This window comes from Lentzea aerocolonigenes, assembly GCF_000955955.1.
Classification (GTDB): Bacteria; Actinomycetota; Actinomycetes; order Mycobacteriales; family Pseudonocardiaceae; genus Lentzea; species Lentzea aerocolonigenes_A.
Map to the genome: position 1 here is coordinate 1 of NZ_JYJG01000346.1, position 14,009 is coordinate 14,009.

General features: G+C 70.5%; 10 protein-coding genes. 7 read left to right on the plus strand and 3 right to left on the minus strand.

What is annotated here, in order from left to right; translation table 11 throughout:
* The first annotated feature begins 353 nt into the window (after positions 1 to 353).
* A complete protein-coding gene (locus UK23_RS36750) occupies positions 354 to 1,268 on the plus strand; it encodes a hypothetical protein (RefSeq protein ID WP_052685387.1) in 915 nt (304 codons plus the stop codon).
* 115 nt (positions 1,269 to 1,383) lie between these two features.
* Here the strand turns inward: UK23_RS36750 and UK23_RS36755 are convergent, their stop codons facing one another.
* From UK23_RS36755 to UK23_RS36765, 3 genes are all read right to left on the minus strand, one after another.
* Positions 1,384 to 2,082 carry an O-methyltransferase gene (locus UK23_RS36755; RefSeq protein ID WP_045316375.1) on the minus strand — a complete coding sequence of 233 codons (699 nt, stop codon included), beginning with the start codon at positions 2,080 to 2,082 and terminating at the stop codon, positions 1,384 to 1,386.
* A gap of 97 nt (positions 2,083 to 2,179) precedes the next feature.
* A complete protein-coding gene (locus tag UK23_RS36760) occupies positions 2,180 to 3,724 on the minus strand; it encodes an HAL/PAL/TAL family ammonia-lyase (protein ID WP_156213661.1) in 1,545 nt (514 codons plus the stop codon).
* A 117-nt stretch (positions 3,725 to 3,841) separates the two neighbouring features.
* Positions 3,842 to 4,042: a hypothetical protein gene (locus tag UK23_RS36765; RefSeq protein WP_156213662.1), complete on the minus strand. Its 201-nt coding sequence runs from the start codon at positions 4,040 to 4,042 to the stop codon at positions 3,842 to 3,844.
* A gap of 386 nt (positions 4,043 to 4,428) precedes the next feature.
* On the opposite strand from UK23_RS36765, the gene UK23_RS36770 reads away from it, so the two are divergent.
* The 6 genes from UK23_RS36770 to UK23_RS36795 all read left to right on the plus strand — a co-directional run bounded on the left by UK23_RS36770 (position 4,429) and on the right by UK23_RS36795 (position 13,984).
* Positions 4,429 to 5,967, plus strand: a complete 1,539-nt coding sequence (locus UK23_RS36770; protein ID WP_045316377.1) for an AMP-binding protein — start codon at positions 4,429 to 4,431, stop codon at positions 5,965 to 5,967.
* Positions 5,964 to 6,752: an SDR family NAD(P)-dependent oxidoreductase gene (locus tag UK23_RS36775; RefSeq protein WP_045316378.1), complete on the plus strand. Its 789-nt coding sequence runs from the start codon at positions 5,964 to 5,966 to the stop codon at positions 6,750 to 6,752. Before UK23_RS36770 ends, UK23_RS36775 begins: the two co-directional genes overlap by 4 nt.
* A gap of 169 nt (positions 6,753 to 6,921) precedes the next feature.
* Positions 6,922 to 8,145, plus strand: a complete 1,224-nt coding sequence (locus UK23_RS36780; RefSeq protein ID WP_045316379.1) for an acyltransferase domain-containing protein — start codon at positions 6,922 to 6,924, stop codon at positions 8,143 to 8,145.
* A 3-nt stretch (positions 8,146 to 8,148) separates the two neighbouring features.
* Positions 8,149 to 10,398: a beta-ketoacyl synthase N-terminal-like domain-containing protein gene (locus UK23_RS36785; RefSeq protein WP_045316380.1), complete on the plus strand. Its 2,250-nt coding sequence runs from the start codon at positions 8,149 to 8,151 to the stop codon at positions 10,396 to 10,398.
* Positions 10,395 to 12,776 (plus strand): SDR family NAD(P)-dependent oxidoreductase, encoded by a 2,382-nt coding sequence (locus UK23_RS36790; protein ID WP_082115275.1) that lies wholly within the window; start codon positions 10,395 to 10,397, stop codon positions 12,774 to 12,776. The genes UK23_RS36785 and UK23_RS36790 overlap by 4 nt, the downstream gene beginning before the upstream one ends.
* Positions 12,776 to 13,984: a cytochrome P450 gene (locus UK23_RS36795; RefSeq protein ID WP_045316382.1), complete on the plus strand. Its 1,209-nt coding sequence runs from the start codon at positions 12,776 to 12,778 to the stop codon at positions 13,982 to 13,984. The genes UK23_RS36790 and UK23_RS36795 overlap by 1 nt, the downstream gene beginning before the upstream one ends.
* Positions 13,985 to 14,009: the final 25 nt, after the last annotated feature.

Genomic DNA, 14,009 nt, shown 5'->3' on the forward strand with positions numbered 1-14,009 from the left:
GAGCGGTCCACTGTGTACGGTCTGCCGTTCCGGAACCCGGAGCGGCGGTCACGGCCCGCCGCCGTCCCGGACGGTGGAACGCGCTCTTCCGCCGTTGCCGCACAGCAGGTTTCGATTACTCACCGGCGGCCATGGGAGGTCCTCACGATGCGCGGACCGGTCGGTGGCGCTGGGGGATGCGAGACCGGTTATCGCAAGGTCACGCCGAGTTCCGCGGTTCTCCACTCATGACACGCCATCGGGCCAAGAAGGCGATTGACTATGTGCGCACGAAGCATGTTTCTCCTCTCCGGGCGTCGGTGCGTCGGTGATCCGTTCGCCGAGAACCCGTCTTGTGGGCCTCGGGAAGCGAGATGACGACCGCGTCGGAGCGACCGTTCGGACTTGATGTCCTGCGTCTGCCGATGCCCGGCCAGTCGCTGGTCGAGCCGGACGTGATCGAGGTCGCGGACCCCGGCTCGGCGGCGGAGCCGACGTTGTCCGCGCCTGTCGCGAGAGTGGCGGCCGACGGTTCAGATCGAGCGTTCCACCGCTGGATGATCGGCCACCACGTGACGTTCGGTGTGTGGCGCATGCTCGCGGACGTGCTCGCCGGCTCAGGCGGAACCGGCAGCCTGTCCGAGGCCGACACGGCACGAGCGGCGTGGTGGTACGACTGTTACAGCGCCCTGCTGCTCTACGCCGGCAGCTGCACCCCGGAGGTCTACGCCCGGTCCATCCGTCCGCGGATGGCCGTGAAGCATCCGGCCTTCAGCGGCTTGTGGGCCCGCGACTACGAGTGGGTCGCCCACCTGCTCGGCAGGCTGAACCCGCCCCGCGACGGCGTGCTCAAACGAGCGCTCAAACGCAACCGCTTGGTGCACATGACCGTGGCACAGATGCTGGTGCCCGAGGGGGCCTCGCTGTTCAAAGGCCACGGAGGCCGCGCCGGCAACGGTGTCACGGACGCTGAACGCGCTCTGTTCGACGAGTTCTTCCTGGTGAGCCGTGGAGCGGTCACGCAGTCCGACTTCACGGCCGCGATGCTGTCGCGGTTGGTCGCGATCCGAGATGACCTCGTCGCGAATCCGATCGACCTGCGGGCCGAGGTGCTGGACATGCTGCCGACCGGCCTTCCGGACATGATCGACAAGTTGATCGTCGTTGTCGGTGAGACCAGCACCGGCGTTGTCGGGCCGAGGACTCATCTGGATGTGGATGAGGTGGGAATTCCGTTGCGCAGGCGGACATCGCTGGTCCGGGAGCCCATGCAGGCCGCAACGCCGTGAGCCTCTCGGGCTCGTCTTTTCGCGGCGAACGCAACGACGCAGGTGCGCTTTTCGCCCGCGGTCAGGCGGGCGGTTTCCCGGATCTTCTCCGCCGGGCTCACATCACCGCTGCGGCTCACCGCCCGTACCCGGCGGGCAGTTTGCGCGCGATGGTCAACCCGTCTGCCAGCGGCAGCATGACCGCCTGCACCCGGTCGTCGGCCTGCACGTGCGCGTTGAACGCGCGGATCGCCGCGGCGTTGCCCTCGGCGTGGACGCTCGTCGCCTCGCCGGCGTACAGCACGTTGTCGGCGATGATCAGTCCGTTGTCGACGACCCGCGGCAGCAGCTGCTCCCAGTACCCGATGTAGCTGACCTTGTCCGCGTCGATGAACACGAGGTCCACGGTCGGCTCTGGGGGCAGCAGGTCGAGCAGTTCGGCGGCCGGGCCGATGTGCTGGCGGATGCGGCCGGCGAACCCGGCCTCCTGCCAGGCCCGGCGCGCGGTCGAGGACCACCTGTCGGTGATGTCGTAGGTGTCGATGGTGCCGTCCGCGGGCATGCCTCTGGCGAAGGCGAGCGCGGAGTACCCGGTGAAGGTGCCGACCTCGACGATCCGGCGCGCTTTGCTCGCAGCGGCGAGGAGGGTGAACAGGACCGCCTGCTCGTGGGCGATCTGCATCTCGGCGACCTGCCCGAGCGCGGTCGTGGTGTCGATCAGCCACTGCTGCACCGGCACCGGCTGCTCGGAGCAGCTGAGGACGTAGTCGAGGATTTCGGGCGTCAACCGGATCCGCTTGTCCACCTGGGTAGCGCCGTTCACTGTCACGTTCATGCCAGACCTCCACGGTCGGTTGCGGCTCAGAGACCTTCGTCCCACGCTGTGGTTGTGACGCCGCCGGGAAGCAGCGACAGCACGCCGAGGCCGAATCTCACGTCCAGGAACCCGCGGAGTCACCGGTCTCAGCCATCCAGCTCCCGGCGAGGTAGGCGTCCACGACGTCGGCGGCCAGGCGCACGTCTCCGTCCAGCGGCCGGTCCTGCTCGATCGGCGGGATCGCTTCGGCCAGCCGGTCGGCGAGGCCGGTGCAGAACGGCGCGGTCGGCCGGCCGGCGCGCAGGTACACGGCCTGCCGCAACGCGACCGCCAGCCCGCCCTGCAGGTGCCGCAGCAACCGCGCGGTCTCCCACGCGTTCTGCGCGGCCTGCGTGCCGAACGGGACGATGTCCTGGTTGTGCAGGTTCGTCGGAAGGCTCTGCACGCTGGCGGGCATCGCCTGTCGTCGCATTGCCGCCACGATCGCCGTCGAGGCCAGCTGCACACCCTGGACTCCGTGGTGCACACCAGGACGCGGTGACAGCATCGGCGGAAGTCCGGTGTTCCGGTTGGGGTCGACGAGCAGGTCCAGCTGTCGCTCGGCGAGGTTGCCGACCTGCACCGAGACCGTGGTGAGCAGGTCGCTCACGAACGAGCAGGGCTGGCCGAAGAAGTTGCCGCCGTGCGCGACGGCCTCGTCGTCGACGAAGAACAGCGGGTTGTCGCTGACCCCGTTCAGGTCGTCGTGCACCACCGCGCCCGCATAGCGGTGCGCCGACGTCGCGGCGCCGAGGAGCTGCGGGGTGCATCGGATGCAGTACGGCTCCTGCAGCGGCCGCAGCCCGGTCGGACGGGTTCCGTCGAGCATCGCGGTCATCCGTGCGCCGACCTCACCGGCGGCGGCGTGGCCGAACGCGGCGAGCAGCCGGTGGTCGAGGAACGCGGTGGTGCTGCCGAGCAGGTCGGCCAGCAGCGCGCTCAGCGCGGCGGCGGCGTGCAACGACCGGCCGATGGACCGCCACGCGAGGCCCGCGGTGGCAGCGGTCAGCGAGGTGCCGTTGACCAGCGCGAGCGCGTCGCGCCCGTCGAGCACCAGCGGCGTGAGACCGGCCGCCCGCAGTGCCTCGGCCGCGGGCAGCCGCACACCGTCCACATAGGCGTGCCCGGTACCGCGCAGCGCCTGGGCGACGTAGGCCAGCGGGACGAGGTCACCGCTGGCCCCGACCGATCCGTAGGCCGGGACCGCCGGGGCGAACGTCGTGCGCAGCACCGCCATCAGACCGTCCACAACAGACGGTGTGACACCGGACCTGGCCTTGGTCAGCGACGCCAGACGAGCCAGGATCGTCGCCCGCACCACCGGGATCGGAAGGTCGGCGCCTTGGCCGGCGGTGAGGTGCTGCAGGGTGTTGTCGCACTGCTCGGCCGCGGTCTCCCGGCCGGGGAAGGTCACCAGCGGACCGAACCCGGTGGTGGCGCCGTACACCTCGTGGCCGTCGGCGACGACCGAGTCGACGAACCTGCGGCAGCGCTCGAGCTCACCGCGGGCGGCCTCGGACAACCCGACGTGGAGCAACCCGCTCGCTCGCTCCAGCGATGCCGCGTCGAGCCTGCCCGGCAGGGTTACGTCATGGGTGACGACGTCGTGGATCGTCGACATGCGAGCTCCAGTCGGTGATGGTGGGTTGAGACGAAGTCACCAGGTGACCGGCATGAGATCGGGGCCGCGCATCACCTGGTGCTTCCACTCGACGTCATCGGTGAGTGCCGGTGTCGACTACGGGCTGATGAACGGATGCACCAGCGGCTCCTGCGTGGTCATCGGTGCTCGCCTTCCGCAACCCCGGCCGGTGACCACGGCGCGATCGACGTGATCTACCGGGCGGCGGTGGCTGTTGCGCTTTTCGATGTCCACCGGCTGATTGTGTGTCGGCAGACGGGTGCTGTCTGCCGTTCGTTCCACGAGCTGGAACGTCACTCGCGCAGCGAACCCGACAGGTGCCGGGCACAGCGACGCCATCGGCCTCACGAGAACACTCCGTCGACTGTCCACAACCGACTCCCGACGCTCGTGTCGACGTGGTTGCGTCGGCGCTGGTGGTCGAGGAGGACAAGCGTGTGCCCGCGCCCGGGACCACGCCGGAGGCCGTGCACACGACGCCGGCACGGAGCATCGGCCAGATCGCGAGCATGTCCACGGCCCGGGTCGCGATCCATGGCACGAGTCGGCGCGGCATCCACGGCCGGACGAGCGACAATTGCGGAAATCCACAGGGTGTTCCGCTCGATCCTGCTTCTAGTGTCGTCCACGTCCTACTGGCCCGGCGCGCGGTTCGTGCTCGTGTGCGAGCGGCAGGAGAAGGTATGACGACGACATACGGGCACTGGACGAGCAACCTCGCCGAGTCGGTCTGGCAAAACGTCACGTCCCAGCGCACAGCGCTCATCGAGCACAGCAGCGGACGCTCCTATCGGTATCCGGAGTTGAAGCAAGCCGCTGAACGGTTCGCCGCCGCGCTGCGTTCGCGGCTCCAAGGTCCGGACGACGTTGTTGCACTCGTGTGCGACAACACGGCCGAGTTCGTCGTGGCCTACCACGGCACTCTGCTCGCCGGTGGCGTCGTGCTCCCGCTCGAACCGCTCGGCACCTCGGACGAGTGGCAGCCGGTGCTCGAGCGGTGCCGTGTCGCCCACGTGGTCGCCTCGGCCAAGGCGTGGCGGCAGCTGTCCGCTCTTCCGGCGGCCGCGTCGTTGCGCAGCGCGGTCATGCTCGACGAGCTCTCGTCTGACGACAGGACGATCCGCTGGCACCAATGGCTCACCGGGCCGGCCGTCGACGCGTCCCCGGCGGTCGGGGACGAACGGCCGGCGTTGCTCGCCACCTCGAGTGGATCCCTGGGGCTCCCGAAGCAGATCGTGCTCACGCACCGCAACCTGGTGTCCAATCTGGACCAGATCGGCGCGGTGCACCGGCTCACCGCCGACGACGTCGTGCTCGCCACGACACCGTTCCGGCACATCTACGGCATGCAGATGGCGATGAATCCCACGCTTCGCGCGGGCGGCACGCTCGTCACGGTCCGCACTCCGTTCGGTGTCGACGACCTGTTGGAGGTCATCGAGACGCGGAAGATCACCGTCGCGTACCTGGTGCCGAGCCTCCTCGCGGAGCTCGCCCGGTGCGGCGGCACCGGCGGCCGCGACACGAGCAGCCTGCGCCTGGTCTACTCAGGTGGCGCCCCGCTCCCCGCGAACGTCGCCCAGAGCTGTGCCCGCGTGCTCGGTGTGCCGGTGGTGCAGGGCTACGGCATGACAGAGGCAGGGTGCACCTTCGCCCCGGCCGACGGCACCCCGGCTGTGCCGACCTCGATCGGGAAGGCGTTGCCCGACACCGAAATCCGGCTGGTGGACCCGGTGACCGGACTGGACGGGGAGACCGGGGAGATCTGGGTTCGCGGCCCGCAGGTGTCACCGGGCTTCCTGGGTGAGGACGGCGCGGTGCACAGCCTGACCGACGACGAGCGCTGGCTGCACACAGGTGACGTCGCCCGGTGCGAGCGGGACGGACACGTCACGATCATCGGCCGGATCAAACAGCTCATCAAGTACAAGGGACACCAGATCGCGCCCGCCGAACTGGAATCCGTGCTGCTCGGCCATCCCGACGTCGCCGACGCCGTCGTGGTCGGAGCTCCGGACGAGGTCGCGGGCGAGATCCCGGTCGCGTTCGTCGTGCTGAGCGGACCGGTGGCACTGTCCGAGGTGAGCGACTTCGTGGCGTGCCGGGTCGCGCCCTACAAGAAGATCCGATCGATCACCGCGGTCGACCGGATCCCGCGTTCCGCCATGGGCAAGGCGTTGGTCCACCAGTTGAACGACGACGGTGCCGGAGGGACGCGATGAGGCCGAGGATTCTGATCACGGGCGGAGCCGGGGGTTTCGGCCGCGTCTTCGCGGAGGAGATGTGCCGTGCCGGAGCGGCGGTGGTCATCACCGGGCGGAACTCCACGTCACTGCAACAAGCCCGCCACGAACTGCTCGACCTCTGCGCCGACGTCGCCGCGGTGACCGCGGACAGCACCGACCAGGCTTCAGCCGAAGCAGCGGTGGACGCGGCGGAAGCCGCGTTCGGACCGCTCGACGTGCTGGTGAACAACGCCGGCGTGACCGGTCCGACCGGTCCTGCCTGGGAGATCGGCCAGGACGACTGGTGGCGGGCGGTCGAGGTCAACCTCCGCGGCACGGCGTTGATGACCGCCGCGGTGCTCACGCGCATGCTGCCCCGCAAGCGAGGCAGAATCGTCAACATCGTGTGCCACACGGGAAAGGACCGGTTGCACCACGCGACCGCCTGCTCGGTGTCGAGGGCGGCGGTGATCAAGCTGACGGAGGGCCTGGCGTCGGAGACCCGCGGACACGGTGTCACGGTGCTGAGCTACCACCCCGGTCTGGTGGACCTCGCAACCGCCGTCGCCGGTAGCGCGAGCGCGGGTTCCGCTCGGGAGAGGAGCATTGCCGCGTGGGGCGATGGTGAACGTGCTGCCGGACGCGGTACACCGGCTGCCGAGGCGGCCTCCGTGCTGCGACGCATCGTCGAGGGCAAGGCGGACCACCGGTCAGGCGAACACCTCACCGTCGAGGACCCGCTGGTGCGGACCGCGTGGGAACCGATGCCTCTCAGCTGGTAGCGCGGTGTTCCGTTCCAGCTTCTGCGCGGATGCAGCAATCTGCTCACGGTCCGTCCACACCGGTCCCAACTTACGAGACAGCGCCTTGGCCGCGGTGTGAGCGTCTTCGTAACGTGCCGGTGTGCGCGACCGAGTGCCGCCTGTCCCGGCATCCGGCCTGAGGAGAAGGATGTCGACCTCCGCAGGCTGGCGGACAGCTTTCTGCTTCTCCGGTGCGGGAGCCCTTTTTGCCGATCCGTTCGCCTACTACCCGGCGGGTCGCGGCATCGCCGCCGGGATCGCGAGGCGGATCGATGCCGTTACGTCGGGCTACGGCCGGCCGTCCGTCCTGATCGAAACCGATCTCGCCTCGTGGAGCCCGCTGCTCGAACTGCAGACCTACCACGCGCAACTGGCCTGCTACCAAGTCCTCCTGGACGAGTTCGGGGTTCGCCCGGACGTTCTGCTCGGGCACAGCCTCGGCGAGATCACCGCTTTGGTCGCCGCGGACGGCCTCACCGTCGAGGACGGAGCGATCCTGCTGTGTGAACGTGCCGTCGCGCTCGCGGCCCACGCCGATGCCGATGCCGCGACCGCGGCGTTCATGTTGTCGCCACAAGAGGGGAGGGCGTTCGCCGGGCAGGCGGAAGGCGTTTCGGTCGCGGCGGTGAACAGCCCAGCACAGGTGGTTCTGTCCGGTCCCGCTGACCAGCTGATGCGGCTGGGAGACCTCGCCATCGCCCGAGGCGTCACCGTGACTCCGTTGCGCGCGGGTCCCTACGCCCAGCACCACGCCGCTCTCAAGCCCGCGTTCGAACGTTACCTCCAGTCCGTGCGGGGCATCCAGGCCGCGCCGCTGCGCACCGCGGTCTGGTCCCCGGTGCTCGCGCGGGCCCTCGAACCGGTAGACGACCTGGTCCTGCTCGCCGCGCTGCAGATGGTGCGGCCACTGGACTTCCACGGCGCCGTCGCCGAGTTGCGGTCGGCCGGGGTCGACCAGTTCGTCGAATGCGGCTTGAAGGACACGTCGACACGGCTGGTCACCGCGACGCTCGGTGACCATGCGCGCGTGTCCGCGCCGTTCAGAAAACGTTCGACCGAAGCCGAGATCCGTCAGATGACCGCCCACCTCACCAGTCACGAGGAGCACGCCATGACCGACTCGAACGACGACATGATCGGCTACCTGCGCGCGAACTACGCCGCCGCGCTGCAGATCCCGGAGGAGATGGTGACTCCGGACGTGGACCTCGAGGCGGAGTTCGGACTCGACTCCCTGCAGCACCGCCTGGTGCTGGTGAAGGCGGGCGAGCGGTGGTCGGTCGACCTCGGCCGTGCCGAGTCGCCCGCGACGATCACCGTCCGCTCCGTTGCCGGGATGGTCAGGGACGCGGGCGCGGCGGGACAGGGCTGAACCGTGCACACCGACCGGGTCTGCCTCGTCGCGACCGGTGTCGTGACGCCGGGTTGTGAGAACGTCGAGGAGTTGTGGCGGCGGGCACAGGACGGCCCGATCGTGTTCGGCCGTTCCGACCGCTTCAGCGAGGCCGGGTTGTTCTCCGCGCTGAAGCACAGCGAGACCGGTCTGCCCTACGACCTCACGTACGGGGAGGTACGGGACCTGACGGCCGACGGGTCAGGCGACCTCCAGGTGGGGTGGCTGCGCCATGCCCTGCGGCAGTGCCTCGCCACCATGTCCGTTCCGGCCGGCCGCACCGGTCTGTTCGTCTCCGCGTCGACCGACACGAGCTACGAGATGGACCTGGCGCTCGCCGCGGACACGCTCGCGGCACAGGCCGCCGCGCGGCTGCCGGAGAACGGGCGTGCCCAGCGGTACGAGGCGATCCGGCGCAGGTTCGCCGAGTCGGACTCCTGCGTGGGCCGCGGACACACCGAGTTCTTTCCGCACAGCCAAGTCGCGCGTGCTGCCGGCGGACTGCTTCCGCCGGACACGAGAACGCTCGTGTCGAACAACATCTGCCCGTCCGCCCTGTACTCGGTGGACCTCGGGGTCCGGCACCTGCTGGACGGCGCGGTGGATGTCGCGTTCTGCGGGGGAGTGAGTTCGCACGGGCCACTGCGGCAGGTGTACTTCGCCGAGATGGGCACCTTGTCGCGCTCAGGACAGCTGCGTGCCTTCGACGTGGATGCGGACGGCACGGTGTTCTCCGAGGGTGCCGGCGTGGTGGCGCTCAAGCGGTGGAGCGACGTGCTGCGGGACGGCGACGACGTGCTGGCCGTGCTCGCCGGGTTCGGTGCCGCCTCGGACGGCAAGAGCAAGGCCATCTTCGCGCCGAGCCAGGAGGGACAGACCCGTGCGATGACGCGGGCGAGGTCGGTCAACGGCGTGACCGGCGCCGAGGTCTCGTGGGTGATCGGGCACGGGACGGCGACCCTGGCGGGAGACGCGACGGAGCTGAGGTCGATCGCGGCCGCGCACCCCGGCGGCGAACCGTGGGTGACGGGTAACAAGGCGTATCTCGGTCACACGGGCATGGCCTGCGGTGTTGTCTCGCTCATCCAGGCTGCGACCGGCCTGCACCGGTCGACCGTGCCGCGGCAGCCGAACCACGTGGAGTTGCCGGAGTACGCCCGCTCGCTGTCCCTGCGGGTGCCCTCGGCACCGGTGCCGCTGCCGCAGGAGGACTCCTCGTACGTCGGGGTGTTCGCCTGCGGGCTCGGTGGCATCAACGGGTACCAGCTGCTCCGCTCGCCCCGCGGACAGGTGGGCGGCGTGCGGTCCGCCCCGCCCGACCTCGGTGACGAGCTGGTGCTCGTGCGGTGGAGCGCGTTGCTGCCGGGCAAGCCGTCGGACGACGAGGTCGCGGCCCGGCTGGTCCGAGGTGACGAGCCGGCCGACGACACCCGTTTCGAGTCCCCCTATCCGCTTCCCCCGTTCCCGGACACGCTGATCGCGCCCAATGTCGCGGCCGCGCTGGACATGAGCCAGCTGCTCACCGCCGAGCTGGCGAGCAGGCTCGCCGGCCCGGCCGGCGGTGTGCCCCTCTGGGAGGGGGTCGAGGAACGCACCGGCGTGTTCGGCGCCCAGTACGGCCTCAGCACGTCGGCCGTCGAGTCCACCGTGCTGTGCCTGGGTGACGGGTTCGTGGAGATGCTGGAAGGCGAGGAGAAGGCGGCCGCCGCGGCCTACCTGGCCGAGCTTCGCGGACGAGTCGCGCCCATCAGCCCGTACAGCCTGGTCGGACGCATGTCGTCCACCGCTCTCGGTTGGGTCAGCAACCGGAGGAACCTGCGCGGTCCCACGATGATGGTCGACACCGGTGAGACGTCCGGGCTCGCCGCGCTGCACACGGCGGGCAGCTACCTGCGTCGCGGCGACGTCGACCTCGCTCTGGTCATGGCGTGGAACGCTTCCGCGCCGCAGGACGCGGCACGCTCGCTCGGGATCGGGGAGGAGGACGTCGCCGAAGGTGCGGTCGCGGTCGCGCTCACCCGCCGGGAGATCGCCACGGCTCGTGGCTGGGAGGTGCTCGCGCGAGTCCGGACCGACCTCGGCCCGGCGTCGGAGCCGTCGCGCCGCGAAGGCGGTCGCTACCGGGCCGCGGACGGCGTGCTCGACGTCGTGCGGTGCGTCGTGCGGGGCGAGTTCCCGCAGCGGTTCTCGGCCGGATCCGGTGCTGCCGTCCACGTGCTCCCGCCTTCATGACGTCCGCCGTCGTGGCAGGAGGGGTGGTTCAGCCGTACGCGCTGCGGCTGGTGGCCCGTCCCGCGACGCCCCAGGTTCCCGAGCGCGAGCCGCTGCCGCCCGGCGCGCTCGTGCTCACCGACGACGCGGAGATCGCGGACCGGGTACGCGCCACCGCCGGGCACGACGTCACGGTCGTGCTCGTGCCGGACGCGGTGGCCACCTCGGACGAGGAAACGGTGACAGGCCTCCTCGCCGCGGCAGGGCCGGTCGGCGGTCACCTGCGCGTGATCACGTCCCTGCGCGACGCCGAGTGGCCCGCCTCGCCCCGGCAGAGCCTCGTCGCTCTACAGGAGACGGTGTTCGTCGCGCTGAAACGGCTGGCCGGCTCGGCTCACGACGACTCGTCGGTGGCGATCCTCGTGCTGGACCGCCTGGACGGGGGAGCGCCGCACCCGCACTGCGCGCTGCTGACCGGCCTGGCGAAGTCCGTCGTCTGGGAGCTGCCGGAAACGCACGTGCACGCCGTGGTCACCGATGCCGGCTTCTCCGCCGCACTGGCCCAGCTTCGCGTGGAGTCCGGCTGTGCCAAGGGCCTGCCCGTCGCCTACTACCGCACGGCGTCGGCCCCGGTGGGCCGGTGGGAGGAACGGCTCGTCCCGCTCGGCGAGCTCGTCGCGGCCGTCGGCCACTCGGATGTCGAGGGCCCGGTCGTGGTCGCCGCCGGAGGTGCGCGGGGCATCACCGCGCGATGTCTCGAAGGCATGAGCCCTCCGCCATCGATGCTGTGGTTGCTCGGCAGCACCGAACCGGAGGCCATGGCTGCCCTGTCCGCGGAGATCGGTGACCTCAGCGGTGCCGACTACGTGCGGGCGAAACATCTCGAGGACCCGGGCGTCCACATCGCAACGCTGCGGGCGACCTACGACCGGGCGCGCCAGGCACGCGAGTCGCTCACGACCATCGAGGCCCTGCGCGAGCGGATCGGCGCGGAGCGGGTGCGCTACCTCGGCTGCGACGTCACAGATCCGGACGCTGTCCGGCGTGCGGCGGCGACCGTCGCGGCGGACTCGTCGCGCATCGACCTCCTCGTGAACGGAGCGGGGATCGGCGGCGCCCGCCGTCTCCAGTCCAAGGACCTCGCGACGTTCCGCCGGGTGCGCGACACCAAGATCGCCGGTCACCACAACCTCAAGGCGGCCTTCCACGATCCCGCCCCATCGGCGTGGTGCACCTTCAGCTCCGTCGCCGGAGCGTTCGGCCTTCCCGGTGAGATCGACTACGGACCCGCCAACGACGTGCTCAACGCCGCCGCTCGCTACGAGCAGGGCCGCGGCCCGCACGCCGAGTGCGCGATCGGGTGGAGTCTGTGGGGCGAGTCCGGGATCGGTCCGCGCACCGGGTTCACCGACTACACGGCGAAGACCGGGCAGCTCGGCCTCCTCGGTGACGCGGAAGGGCAGCGGCTGTTCGCGAGCCTGGTCGCGCCGGACCGCATTGGGCGGCACCCTTCGCCGGTCCTGCTCGGCGAGGCGGAGCGGCGGCTGGTGAGGACGCGTTTCCCCGGCCTGGTCGACGACGGCATCCGCCTTCCCTACCTGAGCAGCCCTCCGCACACCCGTCAGGACGACACCGTCTGGCCGTTGGACCTCTCCCGGCACGACCACCTGCGGGGGCACGTCCGCCAGTCGCGAGCGCTCGTGCCGGGCGCCCTCGTACTCGAACTGGCGGCGCACGCCGCCGACCACCTCACCGGGAACGGCGTCGTGGACAGGTTCCAGGACATCAGGTTCGGCGCTCCGGTCGCCGTCGACCCGCGGCTGGCCGAGTACACCGTCGCCGCGTCGTTCGTGCCTTCCGGGCCGGACAGCGGCGTGGTCCGCGTCGCCGTCCGGTCACAGCTCGGAGCGGGGAACGGTGACCGCCGCGTCACCCACGTCGAGCTGGCCGTTCCGCTCCGCGACGACGTGACCGTCCGCCTCCAGCCGCCTCGGCTGCGCGTCCGCCGCGCACCCGCGACGATGTCCATGTCGGGACTGTTCGACCAGGTCCGCGACTGCCGCCTCACCGACGACACCACCTCGGCCCGGTGGGAGCCGTCGCTGACCGCCCGCGAGCTCTTCTCCTCGCACCGGCTTCCGTGGCTGCTGATCGACGCGCTGTTGCAGACCGCCTGTGCCACCGGCGTTCCGCATCGGTACGCGACGCCTCACTCGATCATGGAGGTGCGTCTGCACACCCGGCACAACGACCTCGCGCTGGCCGATCAGGCGACGAGCGTCCACCTGCACGTGACCCACGAGGCAGGCGTCGCCAACGGAGTGGCCGCCACTGACGACGGCACTGCGCTCGTGACGCTGACCGGGCTCGTGCTGAGCGGACGGGACGGTGTGACGTGATGGGACCGCACGACCTGCTGCTGGGCCTGCTGTCGCCCGCGGGACGCGTCGACCCCTACCCGTACCACCGGGAGCTGATCGAGCGCTGGCCTGTCTTGCCGATCACGCGCGAGCGCCTGCTCGTCACCGGTTACCAGGAATGCGTGGACGTCCTGGTGAACCCCAGGCTCTTCCCGGTTCCCGACGGCCACTGCGCCGACCGGCTGTGGCCGGCCTGGCGCACGTTTCCGTCGACCGATCTGCTCTACCGCAGCCTGCTCTTCCGCAACGCACCCGGCAACCAGCCGGCCCGGCGGCTGCTCGCGCGCTTCTTCGGTCCCGACGAGGTCGCGCGGATGCGACCGATGATCACCCGGCACGCCGAAGCCGGCACGGCACCGTTCGGCGTCTCCCACGCGGTGGTGGACGCCGCGCGAACGTTCACGACGATTCCCGACGGGATCATGGGCGAGCTGCTCGGCTTGCCGCGGCACGACGACGAGATGCTGGCGGGGTGGGTGGACGGCTTCCTGGAACGCAACGAGCTGCACCCACCGGACAAGGCGCTCGCGGTGGCGGACGAGGCGGCGACGCGACTCGTGGACCACCTGAACGCCACTGCCGCCGGGGAGGCTCCGCTCGTCCGCGCGCTCGCGGGCCACGACCGGCTCAGCGCCGGCGACCTGATGAGCAACCTGGTGTTCCTGCTCGGCGCGGGCACGGTGACCACGGGATCACTGCTGGGTACCGGTGTACGCCGGCTCGCGGCGCACAACGACCTGTTGCCGCGTCTGCGGGAGGACGACGCGTTGCTGCGGTCCTTCGTCCAGGAGACGCTGAGGTACGACCCTCCGATCCAGTACGGCGTGAGGGTCGCGGCGGAGGACACCGAGCTCGCCGGAGTGCCGGTTCCCCGCGACAGCGTGGTGCTGGTCGGCTTCGGTGCGCTCGGCCGTGACCCCGTGAGGTTCGCCGATCCGGACGTGTTCGTGGCGGACCGCTTCGCCACGCCGAAATCGGGAGTGCGGGACGTGCTGTCGTTCGGCCTGGGCGCGCACCGGTGCGCCGGTGCCGAACTGGCGCTCGTGACGAGCGAGATCGCGTTCCGGCAACTGGCGGCGCGCGTGGACGCCATCACGGAAGCGGGCAGGCCCGAGCGGCAGGCTCGTGCGGTCACGCGGAAGTACACCAAACTCGCTGTCGAGGTCGTGCCGGTGAGTCACGCCTGACAAGAGTTCATGAACAGGTCGTGCT

Coding starts and splice junctions, on each gene's coding strand:
- UK23_RS36750 (WP_052685387.1), top strand. CDS start 354: ATGACGACCGCGTCGGAGCGACCGTTCGGACTTGATGTCCTGCGTCTG.
- UK23_RS36755 (WP_045316375.1), bottom strand. CDS start 2,082: ATGAACGTGACAGTGAACGGCGCTACCCAGGTGGACAAGCGGATCCGG.
- UK23_RS36760 (WP_156213661.1), bottom strand. CDS start 3,724: ATGTCGACGATCCACGACGTCGTCACCCATGACGTAACCCTGCCGGGC.
- UK23_RS36770 (WP_045316377.1), top strand. CDS start 4,429: ATGACGACGACATACGGGCACTGGACGAGCAACCTCGCCGAGTCGGTC.
- UK23_RS36775 (WP_045316378.1), top strand. CDS start 5,964: ATGAGGCCGAGGATTCTGATCACGGGCGGAGCCGGGGGTTTCGGCCGC.
- UK23_RS36780 (WP_045316379.1), top strand. CDS start 6,922: ATGTCGACCTCCGCAGGCTGGCGGACAGCTTTCTGCTTCTCCGGTGCG.
- UK23_RS36790 (WP_082115275.1), top strand. CDS start 10,395: ATGACGTCCGCCGTCGTGGCAGGAGGGGTGGTTCAGCCGTACGCGCTG.
- UK23_RS36795 (WP_045316382.1), top strand. CDS start 12,776: ATGGGACCGCACGACCTGCTGCTGGGCCTGCTGTCGCCCGCGGGACGC.